Genomic DNA, 13,484 nt, shown 5'->3' on the forward strand with positions numbered 1-13,484 from the left:
GTTGTTTTACCATGGTCAACGTGACCGATTGTGCCCACGTTAACGTGTGGCTTATTACGTTCAAACTTAGCCTTAGCCATGAGATCTTCCTCGTTTACGTCGAACACAATTCTAAGATTGTTCAGTATCGACCTGTCGCCAAAAAATGACACTTTAAATACTTGAAAAGCAGACTAATAAGCCTGCTTTCTTTAAAACTTTGTAGAAATTTCTACTAAACTGTATATCTGGAGCTCTTATCGAGATTTGAACTCGAGACCTCTCCCTTACCAAGGGAGTGCTCTACCACTGAGCTATAAGAGCATTTAATACTTCGATGGAGCGGGAGACGAGGGTCGAACTCGCGACATGCAGCTTGGAAGGCTGCCGCTCTACCAACTGAGCTACTCCCGCATATTGGTAAGACACTAGATCGAAGTTTTAAAATTGGTGGTGAGAGAAGGATTCGAACCTTCGAAGCTTACGCGGCAGAGTTACAGTCTGCTCCCTTTGACCGCTCGGGAATCTCACCATTTACACTTACTTCAGTGTTGTTCTTTACTCGACTACTTAAACTCTCTAAGATGGTGCCGGCACACGGATTCGAACTGTGGACCTACTGATTACAAGTCAGTTGCTCTACCAACTGAGCTATGCCGGCGTTTCTTAGTGTTTCGTACGTTTCGTATCGGAACGGTGTGCAGTTTAGCAAAACTTGAAATCCGTGCAAGTGTTTTTTTCAAAAAAAACCCTAAAAACTCACAAAATCAATCCGTTTGATGATAATTCAACCGCTTTGATCACTGCGCGAGCTTTTATTTGGGTTTCATTCCACTCAGAATCAGGATTTGAGTCTGCAACAAGACCCGCACCAGCCTGTACATAAACCTTATTTTCGCGAATAACACAGGTTCTAATTGCGATAGACATGTCCATTTCACCATGCCAGCCTAAATAACCAACAGCACCGCCAAAAATTCCACGTTTTACTGGCTCAACTTCGTCAATAATTTCCATAGCACGAATTTTTGGTGCCCCAGAAAGTGTTCCTGCAGGGAATGTTGCTTTAAAAACATCCAAAGCATCTACGCCTTCCGCAACTTCCCCTTGCACATTAGAAACAATATGCATGACATGTGAATAACGTTCGATCACCATTTGATCAGTGACTTGCACTTTACCAATTTTTGATACACGCCCAATGTCATTGCGACCCAAATCAATCAACATTAAGTGCTCTGCGATTTCTTTCTCATCGGAAAGTAAATCTTTTTCCAGCGCTAAATCTTCTTCTTTGGTTTTACCTCGTGGTCGTGTGCCCGCTAATGGGCGCACAGTCGCCACTCCATTTTCTAAACGCGATAAAATTTCAGGTGATGAGCCCACAATATAAAATGGCTTTTCATCACTAAGCGTCTTTCCTTGTACTAAAAACAGATATGGTGAAGGATTAAGATGACGTAATGCGCGATATACTTGTAAAGGATCACCATCAAAGTCCGATACCATGCGATGACCAGGAACCACCTGCATCACATCACCCGCACGAATGTACTCTTTAACAGTTTCAATCGATTCTAAGAATTTTTCTTTACCTGTTAATGATTCAAAATGAGGGGCCGTGTGAGGCTTTGCCTGCAAGCTCACCGGTGTGGCAAGTAATGATTCAATTTCATCCAGCTGGCTTTGTGCTTTATCAAAAGCATCCGCATCCTGTGTATCCGCATGTACGATAATAAATAGCGTGTCTTTTAAATTATCAAAAACTACAACTGTTTTAGACAACATGAGCCATAAATCTGGCAATCCAACAGGATCAGCATCAGGAACGTTATTTAAACGCGGTTCAATATAACGTACCGCGTCATAACCTAGATAGCCCACCAAGCCCCCTGTAAAGTTAGGCAAATCTGGAAGTTCTGCTTTTGATGGCACTTTGAACTGCGATTGAAAGTCACGGATATACTGGAAAGGATCTTGACACTCAAACGATTCGACTTGACCGTCAGCATTCTGAATTGTTAATTGTCCTGCATTACAAGAGAATACGGTTGACTCACCTAGACCAATAATGGAATAACGCGCCCAGTTTTCACCACCTTCTACAGACTCAAATAAATAGGCTTGTTGATGTTGTTTTAAACGTGCAAATACTGACAATGGAGTATCAGTATCTGCTAAGCGTTGGCGATAAACTGGAATTAAGTTAAAACCTTGTGATTGAAGTTGTTGAAATTGAGTTGACGTTGTCATGAGGAATTCTCTGTAGTTTTCGATGCATATTGAATGTTCTATAAGGTCTGCGCTGAGAGACGCCATCGAAAAACATTAAAACTATTCATTCCTCTACCCTTCTTTATTTATTACAACTTATTTAGAAATCAACACAGTTAAATCATCAACAACTTGTTGCGGCTTACATAACTGAATATCTTCACCATGATTATAACCATAGCTTACGACAATACAATCAATACCCGCACGGCGCGCTGCCTCTACATCATTCGATGAGTCACCAATCATCAAGGTATTTGCCACATCAGTTCCAAAGGCCTCAACACAATGCAACAAAGGTTTAGGATCTGGTTTTCTCACCTCAAAACGATCTCCACCCACCGTATCCACAAAATAGTGATCCATCTTTAATTCAGCCAATATTTTTCTAGCGGGTAATTCCGGCTTATTCGTGACACACACCATTTTTTTTTGATGAGCTCGACCCCACTCTAAAAATTCGATAATGCCGTGAAATGGACGCGTATCCACGCACGGTTCGGCATTATAAATTTCTAAAAAAGTATCCAATAATTGTTGATGCTCAGAAGGCTCTACACGCCCAGTCAGATGCATTAAAACACTCTGACAGAACAATGAAGTCCCTTTGCCAATCCAATTTCGAACTTGAGATTCTGTGACCAAAGGCAGTTCTAATACATTCAAACTCATATTCATGGCACGATATAGATCAAATGCCGAATCAACCAAAGTTCCATCCAGATCAAAAAGAATTAAGTCACGCTGTTCCAAATTCGCAATATTCATTATTTTAAACCTAACAAAAAAAGGCATGCGAAAGCATGCCTTAAAAAATCACATGCAACTTAGTTGAAAATAAACCAGACAACCAGTGCCACAATCACTAACACCAATAATGCCATTAAGCCAATATTGGCATTTTTTTGAGTTTCCAACTCTTTTTCCGTACAAGCTGCAGGAATATTTACCTCACACGCTTCATGCTTATTGACAGTTGTATTAACATCAACTCCCTCAGGAATTGGCGCTGGTTTAGGAATTCCTACATTTTGAGGCATACCATCTCGAGTAAGCTGAACTGAGCTATCTCGCTCTTTCAGATCAGGCATACCCTGCTCAAGCATTTCAGCTGCTGCTGTCTTCTCTACTGCAACCTTTGAAGAAATTTCAGCTGTTGCGATTGCTTCGCTAGGCTGCTGAACATCTTGTAATGTTTGTGCAGATTGCGCAGGTGCTAAAACTGAAAATTTATGGCTAGCGAATTGCAGAATATCGCCATTTTTAACAATAGTTTCGCCTTCAGCAACTTTTGTATCGTTAATAAACGTGCCATTTGACGAACCTAAGTCTTGAACAGTGAGCACCTGCTCTTTTAGAAACAAAGCAGCATGACGGCGTGATACATCTGCAGACTGAATCAAAATATCTGCATCTTGATGACGACCCACCAACATGTCTCGATCGATATCAACTTCTTTACCCGCAAATTCGCCAGTAATTGTTTGTAATTTCCAAGTCATAGTTTCGATCCATTATTCAAGTTTTGACATTTTAACATGGCTGTTTTCGAGATTCACATTGAACGCATGTTATCGAGATGGTCTCAATATCGTGGTTGTGACCGTATTTTGTGTTCTTTGCACATCTTGTTTTGGCTCAATCGCGACAGGGGTTTCCACCACGACTTGGGCATTGTTTGTATTTGTTGTGGCAACTTGATTGTAAATCACAGGCTTTGGCAGCACTCGCGTTGATTTCACCACAGGATCCTGAGTCACGATGACATTTGGACGTTCAATCACACGCCCTACTGGCTTAGACTGAGCTGTTGGAGCAGTATAACGCTGTACCTGTGGCTCTACTGCTTGAGGCGGTGATGGCACTACGATAGGCTTGACGGGTTGAGGAGTACTTGATACAGGCAACCGCTGTTGGAAGATATCATCAACATTATCCGGTAACTTCTTAAATGTCCCATCACCATCCAGTGCTAACTGCAAACTATATAAACGATCATAGCGTTGCTGTGACAATCTACGAATATCAGCCGTATCTCCTACGATTGTTGGATGAATAAAAACGAGTAGGTTTCTTTTCACATTATTCTTTGCATCTGCTCTAAACAGTCTACCCAAACCAGGAATCGAGCTTAAACCTGGGACGCCTTGACGCGTTAACTTAGTATCATCTGAAATCAGACCACCCAGTACAATTGTTTGACCATTTTCAGCCAAAATCGAGGTTTTTATGGCACGCTTAGTGGTCACCAAGTCTTTCGCCTCACCACTATCTGGCTTCACCGAGGATACTTCTTGTTCTACAGCAAGACGAACTGTTCCACCTTCACCAATTTGCGGAATGACCTTTAATGTTACACCAACATCTTTACGCTCAATTGAAGTATAAGGGTTTGCTGTTCCACCTGTCGTTGTCACAGATCCTGTCTGGAATGGGACATTCTCACCCACAACGATATAAGCTTCCTCGTTATCCATGGTGACAATCGATGGTGTAGACAATAAGTTCGACTTAGTATTGGTCTTTAATGCCTGAATCAGTGCGCCATACAGTTTACGCGATCCATTCGCACCTTCTTTATATTCACCTAAGGCCAATGAAGCACCAGCTCCAATCAAACCAGCACCCGTAGCTACATTACCAAGGAATCCAGAAGCCAATTGACTCAGCCCTACACCCGCTTTATCAAAATTGATTACACCAATACCGCTACTGATGTCACCTAGTGCCCACTGAACACCCAATTGATCTACGTCATTTCCTTCAACTTCAACAATAGCAGCCTCAATGAGAATTTGTTGACGACGCACGTCAAGTTGATGAATAGCAGATTCAATTTCACGCATGAGTTGAGGATCTGCTTTTACCACTAATGCATTTTGTGCACCATCAGCAATAATACTCACGCCATTACTATTAAAACTTGTAATATCTTGTTGATTTTGATTTGAACCACTATTCAAATTAATCGCTGGGGTATTCACACTCCCATTTGAAGACGTATTACTCGAGGTATTATTAATTAATGAGTTACTAGCACTTGAATTGGAGCTTGAACTATTTGGATTACTGGTACTATTCACCGCCTGACCAGATACTAAACCTTGTAAAATTTCAGCCAAATTTTTTGCGCTTGCATACTTAAGCTTAAATACTTTTAGACCGCCTAAGCGATCAGCTGAAGGAACATCAAGCATTTCGATCATTTGACGAATGCGTTTACGAGTACTTGGATCACCCTTGATCAAAATCCTATTAGTACGTGCATCTGCGATAATACGTACTCGAGAACCTGAAATGTCTTTGGCACCACCCGTAGAAGACATTGAATCCAACAAAACTATCAGCTCTTCAGCTTGGCTAGACTGCAAGCTAATAGCCTCGATATCGTTTTGTCCCGTTCCATCTAAATTACGAATAATCGTTTCAAGCTGTGCAATATTATTCGCACGATCTGAGACTATAAGCGCATTTGTACCTTGTACCGCCGCCAAATGCGCAAATTGCGGCATGAGTGGTCTTAACGCGGGTATTAGATCATTGGGGTTAGTATTTTCCAGCCAAATGACACGAGTGACCACTTGATCACCTCGTGCGTTCCGAGAGGCATCAAAAGGCACACCTGAATTTTTTACATTATTGTCAGGGACTAAGCGGATAGTGTTACCCGCAGGTACAGCAACAACGCCATTAACGTTTAACACACCCAAGAACAAATCATAGACTTCAGCTTTGTTTAAAGCCTTATTTGAAATGACCGTCACATTACCCCGAACCCGCGGATCAACTGCGAAGTTTTTTCCCGTGATATCTGCCACTTCATTAATAAATGCAGTTAAATCTGCATCACGCAGGTTAATTTTCCAAGTTTGCGCTTGCGCAGCGGTACTTGCGACAGCCAATACTGGTGCTACTGCGACCATCGCCCAAAGTGACCGATTTCGATTTAAAAAATCCATAACTTGTTATATTTCCTAATACTTTATGCAAATTTACACATTTTAAAATTCTTGTTGGAAGGTCATCACTTGATCACCTCGTTTTACTTCAATGCGAACTTTACCTTCTCGTTTAGCCTGTTCTAGCAGTTGTGCATCGCTTTGTCCTTGACCGACTGACTGCCCATTCAAGGATAAAACGCGATCACCAGGTCTTAATCCCAGTTTGCTTCTCAAAAATGCAGGCGTTCGATCCGTGACTTCATAACCTTGACCACTGTCAGTGTTGACACCCATATTACTTAAGTATTGTTCACGATTTTCTTGAATTTGATTGATTGCCTGACCAATGGCATTTTGAGTGGTCGTTTGACCAGAATTCGGTGTTACGTTAGCAGAATTTTGCTGTGCATCAGGTATCAGTGGCTGATTAAGATTCTCTATTCCAGTAAATCTCAACTCAGTCGTCGCACCACTCGGCTGTTTCAATACCACATGATCCCAATATACTTCTGAAAGCTGATAAGAACTTCCTTCCAAAGTTTGTCCAATGGTATAACGATCAGCAACCTCTCGCACTTTAATCACGGCTGAAGATTGACTACTTGGCGTCGAAACCACAACCCCTTGCAACGTAAGCGCTAAATTAGCATCAGCACCACTCACTTGCGCACCTGTTTCTTGAAACAAAGAGAAACTCGATATATTCGGAACAGGAGGTTGCTGCGAACCTAATGCGACTCGCTCAACTTGCATGACTTGCGGTGGTGCAACCACCAACCAAAATAATGAAGCGAGCTTCCACATTAAGATTAAAATCAGAATAAATAAAGTAAGCGGAGCAATTCGATCTAAATCTTTAAATGAAATTTGTGAAAACTTATCTTGGAATCCCTTCATTAGAAGCCTCCACTCAGCAGTGGCTGTCTCGTACTGACAACAAAGGTATCCAAACCAGCTTTACCATCATATGAAGGCACATTCATTAATAATCTTTGGGTCACCTGTGCATCCAACATTAATGCAGGATCTAAACTAAGGTTGGCCATTTTTTGCCCGCGCTGATCTTGTACATCAATGAGCAGTTTTCCAGCTTCGTCTGAAAATTGCCCTTTTAAAGATGGCATATTCATTCGTTCTTGTTTCTGGGCAAAGGTATAAGTTAGCGTACCACCACCCCATTGCATCTCTCCGGCGGTTTTTGCAAAACCATCGTTTTGTTTGAATTGAAATGCTACATCCTTCAACTGAATACTATTCTGAGGCCATTGCCAATCCACAAATGTTTTGAGTGTTTCAGGGGCAATATTTCCATTCATATTTTTGATAATTATTTTTTTTCCAAGCCCATAACCCACCACACCGTTGAGTTGCGTCTGACCACTATGTATTTCTAAGTTGGCACCAGCTCTTAATAAAATCAGATCGAGAGGACGTGTTTGCCAGATGACAGAACCTGCAAGATTTCCTTTTTGCCAATCTGCTTGACCTTGCCAGATATTGCCACTGACATTTTTTAAAATTTGATTATTTTTATAAAATTTAGCAATGAGCCACGATGCTGGAACTTGTAAAAAAACAAATAATAAAAAAGCGAAGATAGCGACGCTTAACCACACCATTTTTTTTGATTTTTTTATCATTCCATGTATACCAACATCTAAGTCTAATTAACCGCAAAATGTTTGAAAATTTTCTATCTTGGTATTATGCATAAATTTTACACTTCTCCAATTCACTTATAAAAAAACCAAGCAGATTTGCTTGGTTTTTTTAATATTAGTGTCATTACATGACAAATCAGTGAAATTAGATAAGGAAATCTTCTAATTTGGCACCTTTTTCAAGCTCTGCAACCAACCAACGTGGCTTCTTTCCACGCCCTGTCCAAGTCTCCGCAGTATTATTTTTATTACGATAACGAGGCTCTACAGATTTACGCGTGCTTTTCTTACGCTTTTGTGCACCATATTCAATGAATTGCTCTAAAGACATACCCACTGATTCAGCAATTTGAGTAATCTGATGATAAGCATCTTCAATTTCCTGATCTTTCTTAGACTCGATCAAAGCTTGGGCTTCAGCAGTTAACTTTCTTAACTCTTCAACAGATAAATTACTAATATCAGGCATAACATTTACTCCAAAAAATTCAATATCATTATTAGATTTATAAAGCGCCATCTTATTGTTATAAATTATTTTAATCAATCCATCATGTTATTTAATATACATAAATAAAACAAATAATTTAACACATTAATTAACCGAGTCTATTTCTATTATTTTTTCTCTAATATGCTCTGGAATCAAAACCTTTTGCATTGTATTTTTATCCACACAAACTATAACGGCCTCAGCAATTGCCACAATTTCATTCTGTTGCTCACTCCAAACTGTATATTCCATCCTGAAGGCAGAGTTACGCAATTCAACCACTTTAGTTCCAATGCGTAAATAATCAGGATAAAACACTGGTTTAAGATATTTACAACTATTTGAAGCCACAACAGTATTAATATCTAACGCTAAGATTTCTAATTGATTCAAATACTCTATTCGAGCAGTTTCAATATAGCGATAATAAATCACATTATTGACATGTCCAAAAGCATCCATATCACCCCAAGCGACTTTTTGATGGGTAATGACTTTGTACTCATTCATTTGTTTCATTCATCATTCTCATAACTTAAATTGAATAAATTTATTATGGGTCTCAAAGACACTGTTCAATTGCTGAGTTAATACAGCATCGCCTTTTAATACAGATTTAATTCTTAAATAGTTCATTAAAGGGTGATCAGGATATAATTGCAATAATGCCTCAGCATCCTGTTCACGATGAGTCGCAGTATAAATATGCCATTTAGAAAAACTCAAAATCGGTAATCCAGGATATTTCATTTCAAAATGATCAATCTGGTTTTCAAGCATTTCATAATCAGGATTTTGTTTTAACAATTGTTGTTGAAACCATAAATAAAAAATATCCTGATCGAACCGTTCTTCTAATAAAGACAAAGAAAGTTGAGTTTCATCAAAAGCCATCTCAGGAATGCGAGAAATAAGTTTTAACCATAACGATTTAATACCATATGAAGACGACACAATTTGATCACTCATTTGAGCATACCGAATTTGAATAAGCTCTAAATCTGTATTTGAAACGTTGTCAAAATCATTGAGTAGCTTTAAAAGCCATTTCTTTTTATGTTCCAAATCTAAATGACCATATTGCGTGGCTTTTAAATAATGCCATGGATATTGAATCGCAAATCTACCCCATAGATGATTCAACTTATGCTGATAAGCATCTTCAAGATCTTTTAACCAAGGTGACAGCATATGACCATGTAAAAACTCTAAATGGGTTAAAGCCTGATCTGGAAGCTCTTGAGCTAAATAAATTTCAATACGCTGGAGTTCAGCCAATTCAAAAGCATCTGCAGGACTTTGTTGTAAAACACTCAACGCATCATCAATACGATCTTGCTTCAACCATATACGAGACTGAATAACCTCTTTGAGTAATCCTGAGTTCTCAAACACAGGTTGTAAATATTCTCGCTGTTTTGTGTTGGCCTCCAAAACCCACAAAACACCTAATTTTTCATACGTATGTAACCTTGAAAAGTCTGTAACTTGTTGAATTTTACGCTGCTCTCTTGATCTCATCTTTCCAACCCAAAACCATAAAAGATGAAGAGATAAAGCAACGAATAGAAGAAAAAATGAAACAAACCAGAGGTTCGTTTGAATCTGAATACCGTGCCAAAGTATGTAAATATAACCTGGCCCTTCTTGATAACTCAGCACACTTAACACGGCTAATATCATTAAACCAACTAATGCATAAACTATAAAAATATGTTTCATGATTAGCCCTCTAAAATTGCTTTACTGTTCAATTTAGGGACAGGTAAAAGTTGTGCTTGTTTGAGATGTTTCGCTTTATTTTTTATTCTGATTGCCACAGCATCAGGCAGTTGATCCAGTTCATCGATAATTGAGGTCAGTGCATTTTGATAGTCAATGTATTGTCCTTGTTGTAGTGCTCTTTGAGCAAATAACACTCTCAATTGAACTTCTTTTAAAACTAATCTTCGATTAAGTAATACCGGCATCTGTTCATCAACGCGTTCAACTTTGAATACACGCTCAAACCATGAGGATTGCGAAGAGTTATCACTCGTGAGGTGCTGTACTTGTTGTTCATTTTTCAAATTTGCATCAATATTTTCAAGCAAGTCACCTAACTGAGCAATTTGAATATTTTTTGCCACAACATATTGTTGAATCATTTTTTGATCATGCTCAACAGCTCGATGCATTGAAACCTGCAATGTATCTGCCAAAGCCAAGCGCTCAACCAGTTGATCCAGTTGATTGAGTTGCTCAAGTGCATATGCAAACTCATGTTGATCTAAGGCAAATTGAATTAGCTCTAATTTTTGACTTAAGAGTTTGATTGGATTGATTTCAGATTGAATTTCTTGTTGATTATTGTTTTGCTGAGGTGGATTGGATTGAGACGAAACCTGCTGATTTGAGCGCTGAATTGCTACCAACTGATCATTCAAACTTGCCACTAATTGCTCTGATTTATGTTGAGTTTGTTGTAGCAACTCAACTTTTTCTTGTAATGAAAAATGATCATAGCTGAGTTTAATCAACCAAATGATTAAGCCTAAAATGAATAGATATAAAATTTTCTTCATGAGTGCCTATGTTCACTTTCAAGCTGCGACAAAATCGTATCTGGCATTAAGTCCGCAATTTGAGTGATTTGAAATTTAGTATTTGAGGTCTGTTGATACATACACACGATCTGATATAACCGATCCGCTAAAACTAAGTAATGACCGTGTTGCATAAATACAGGATAATTTTTGCATAAACTCAGCCAATTTTTCCAACTGGCTTCACTACTAATCAATACAGCATAAGGTTGTGGATTTGCATTGAATGCTTCAAGTAGATGTTTAAATTTATCTTGAGCATCACTTGGGCAGTAGCGGGAGTATAAAACAAAATTAAGTACTTCAATTTTAGCAGTATGACACTGCTGCATCATGAACTGACGGCCACCTTCTCCCCGCCAAAACGCAATACGTTTGAGATCAGCATTTTGTGTTAAAACCGGAAGACTTAACATTCCTTCAGATGTTTCAACATCTGGAACTAAACTTTTAACACCATATCGACTTAGAGCTTCAGCTGTTTTCCGGCCAACTGCAATCCATTTGATATGATTTAAATCGGTCAATCTAAGTCCCGATTTTTCGAGAAACTGCATGCCAACTTCAACGGCTGTTGGACTGACGACCACAATCACTTGTGCTGAAATTAATTGCTGAAAGAGCTGATCAAGTTCATCACTCCAATGAACAGCAGCCAACTCTAGTACAGATAGCTCGATAGGCTCATATCCTGCACGTACCAGTGCCTCATTGAGAGGTTTAGCACGATCTGCAGGTCGAGTATTGATAAACTTCATTTCATTTTTTTATTTATACAGTGCTTTTAATAAATCAGCAGCACCTTGGTCAATCAAAGCTTTTGCTAGTGAAACACCCAACGTTTCAGCTTTTTCAACTGGACCTTCTACTTTAGCAACCAATAATGTTTGACCATCCACACTGCCAACGCGCCCCTCTAATTGAATCTGTTGATCATTTAAAGTCGCATATCCCGCAATCGGTACCTGACACCCACCTTCCAAATAAGCATTAAATGCACGTTCTGCACGAACACACGCATCAGTTTCTGCATGTAATAAAGGTCGAATCAACTCTAATACGCGTGCATCGTCACCTCGACACTCAAGACCTAATGCGCCTTGGCCAACTGCGGGCAAACTCGTCTGTGTATCCAGCGTGTGTCGAATACGCTGTGCTAAACCTAAACGCTTTAAACCTGCGCTTGCCAAAATGATGGCATCGTAAAGCCCCGAATCAAGCTTAGATAGTCGCGTGCCTACATTTCCACGTAAATCTATAATCTCAAGATCTGGACGAGCTTTTAAAATTTGACATTTACGACGCAAACTTGAAGTTCCCACTTTGGCTCCGAGGGGCAAATCTTCAAACTTGCTATAAGTATTCGAAACAAAAGCATCTAAAGGATCTTCTCGCTCGCAAATCACGGCAAGACTTAATCCTTCTGGGAGCGCCATCGGCACATCTTTCATGGAATGGACAGCCAGATCTGCACGACCATCAAGTAATGCAGCCTCAAGCTCTTTAACAAATAAACCTTTTCCACCAATCTTGGCTAAAGGAGTGTCTAAAATTTTATCACCTTGGGTCACAAACGTCACCAACTCAACTTTTAGACCAGCATGTAGGGTCTCAAGTCGCTCACGAATATGCTCCGCCTGCCATAAAGCCAATGGACTTTGACGAGTTGCAATTTTTAAGGTTTTGATCATTTTAATGCTGCCAAACTTTAGACATCCTAAACTTACCCTGCTGTCCCAAAATTGCAAGTAAATTGTTCGGCAATCATTATAATTTTAGGCAACTAAATATTTTGCATTCTTTCTCTAAGCAAAGGTAAGTGACGGCGACTGACCGCCAATTTCTCTTCAAGTTCACGACAACGAACTTGATACTGGCCTGAAGCAACCAACTCCAATCCATCCAAATAATCCAATGCAATCAGCGCATTTCGATGAATTCGTATAAATTTATTTGAAAACTCACGTTCTAAATCTTTTAAGGTCTCATCAATCAAGACACTGCCGTTTTTGTGTCGTACTGTTACGTATTTCTGATCAGCCAGAAAATAGTAAACATTTTCGATAGGAATGAGTTCAAGACCACGATACGTTTTCGCAGCGATTTGCTGACGCTGATGTTTTTCTTCCATATTTTCTTTTTGTTCTATATTTGACATTTGAGCTTGAGTAAGTTTAGTTAAATTATTCAGTGTATTTTCTAATTCTGATTTGATAATCGGTTTTAATAAATAGCCTTTCGCTTGTGCCTGAATAGCAGTCAAAGCATGCTCATCATAGGCCGTGCAAAAAACAATAGCAGGCATTGGGTTTAGCTGTGAAAGATGCTGAGCACATGTCAAACCATCCATTTCAGGCATTTGGATGTCAAGTAAAATTACATCAGGCTCATATTGTTGCACTAAGGTCAAAGCTTCTTTTCCATGGTGCGCAGCTGCAACAACTTGATGCCCCAATTGAGTGACCAAGCGAGATAAGCGCTCAACCGCGAGTGGCTCATCATCACAAATTAGGATGTCCATTGTTCCTCCTTGCTCAAGTTAACGTTGCTT

At 39.5% G+C, this 13,484-nt stretch carries 13 protein-coding genes, 4 tRNA genes and 1 pseudogene; all 18 read right to left on the reverse strand.

Annotation, left to right across the window (positions count from 1 at the left end; genetic code table 11):
- Positions 1 to 80 (reverse strand): annotated as a pseudogene (locus AC1M9J_RS05000) (hypothetical protein); the annotation flags it as partial.
- A 148-nt stretch (positions 81 to 228) separates the two neighbouring features.
- A tRNA-Thr gene (locus tag AC1M9J_RS05005) sits at positions 229 to 303 on the reverse strand.
- Between the two features lie 14 nt (positions 304 to 317).
- Positions 318 to 393, reverse strand: a tRNA-Gly gene (locus AC1M9J_RS05010).
- Between the two features lie 34 nt (positions 394 to 427).
- Positions 428 to 511 (reverse strand) — tRNA-Tyr (locus tag AC1M9J_RS05015).
- 53 nt (positions 512 to 564) lie between these two features.
- Positions 565 to 640, reverse strand: a tRNA-Thr gene (locus AC1M9J_RS05020).
- A 98-nt stretch (positions 641 to 738) separates the two neighbouring features.
- On the reverse strand, positions 739 to 2,232 hold the full coding sequence (gene trpE / locus AC1M9J_RS05025; protein WP_481951992.1) for an anthranilate synthase component I: 1,494 nt from the start codon (positions 2,230 to 2,232) through the stop codon (positions 739 to 741).
- A gap of 117 nt (positions 2,233 to 2,349) precedes the next feature.
- Entirely contained in the window at positions 2,350 to 3,021 is a 672-nt protein-coding gene (locus AC1M9J_RS05030) for a phosphoglycolate phosphatase (protein WP_180028791.1), read from the reverse strand.
- Positions 3,022 to 3,080: 59 nt separating this feature from the next.
- Entirely contained in the window at positions 3,081 to 3,755 is a 675-nt protein-coding gene (locus AC1M9J_RS05035; RefSeq protein ID WP_481951993.1) for an FHA domain-containing protein, read from the reverse strand.
- A gap of 69 nt (positions 3,756 to 3,824) precedes the next feature.
- Complete coding sequence (gene gspD, locus AC1M9J_RS05040; RefSeq protein WP_481951994.1) at positions 3,825 to 6,212, reverse strand: type II secretion system secretin GspD; 2,388 nt, start codon at positions 6,210 to 6,212, stop codon at positions 3,825 to 3,827.
- 42 nt (positions 6,213 to 6,254) lie between these two features.
- Entirely contained in the window at positions 6,255 to 7,091 is an 837-nt protein-coding gene (locus AC1M9J_RS05045) for a type II secretion system protein N (protein ID WP_481595780.1), read from the reverse strand.
- Positions 7,091 to 7,834, reverse strand: coding sequence for a type II secretion system protein N (gene gspN, locus AC1M9J_RS05050; RefSeq protein ID WP_092766456.1), 744 nt, complete (start codon positions 7,832 to 7,834; stop codon positions 7,091 to 7,093). Before gspN ends, AC1M9J_RS05045 begins: the two co-directional genes overlap by 1 nt.
- A 166-nt stretch (positions 7,835 to 8,000) precedes the next feature.
- The gene (locus AC1M9J_RS05055; RefSeq protein ID WP_035267603.1) at positions 8,001 to 8,324 is read right to left on the reverse strand and encodes an H-NS histone family protein; all 324 of its coding nucleotides are present in this window, start codon (positions 8,322 to 8,324) and stop codon (positions 8,001 to 8,003) included.
- 126 nt (positions 8,325 to 8,450) lie between these two features.
- Entirely contained in the window at positions 8,451 to 8,867 is a 417-nt protein-coding gene (locus AC1M9J_RS05060) for an acyl-CoA thioesterase (protein WP_035267539.1), read from the reverse strand.
- Between the two features lie 9 nt (positions 8,868 to 8,876).
- Positions 8,877 to 10,070, reverse strand: a complete 1,194-nt coding sequence (locus AC1M9J_RS05065) for a heme biosynthesis protein HemY (protein WP_481590122.1) — start codon at positions 10,068 to 10,070, stop codon at positions 8,877 to 8,879.
- A gap of 2 nt (positions 10,071 to 10,072) precedes the next feature.
- Entirely contained in the window at positions 10,073 to 10,912 is an 840-nt protein-coding gene (locus AC1M9J_RS05070) for a hypothetical protein (protein WP_481951995.1), read from the reverse strand.
- Entirely contained in the window at positions 10,909 to 11,691 is a 783-nt protein-coding gene (locus AC1M9J_RS05075) for a uroporphyrinogen-III synthase (protein ID WP_481951996.1), read from the reverse strand. The genes AC1M9J_RS05070 and AC1M9J_RS05075 overlap by 4 nt, the downstream gene beginning before the upstream one ends.
- A gap of 9 nt (positions 11,692 to 11,700) precedes the next feature.
- The gene (gene hemC / locus AC1M9J_RS05080; RefSeq protein ID WP_481952036.1) at positions 11,701 to 12,621 is read right to left on the reverse strand and encodes a hydroxymethylbilane synthase; all 921 of its coding nucleotides are present in this window, start codon (positions 12,619 to 12,621) and stop codon (positions 11,701 to 11,703) included.
- A 95-nt stretch (positions 12,622 to 12,716) separates the two neighbouring features.
- Positions 12,717 to 13,454 (reverse strand): LytR/AlgR family response regulator transcription factor, encoded by a 738-nt coding sequence (locus AC1M9J_RS05085; protein ID WP_481590125.1) that lies wholly within the window; start codon positions 13,452 to 13,454, stop codon positions 12,717 to 12,719.
- Between the last annotated feature and the right edge of the window lie 30 nt (positions 13,455 to 13,484).

The sequence above is a fragment of the Acinetobacter sp. ANC_7588 genome (genome assembly GCF_056783995.1).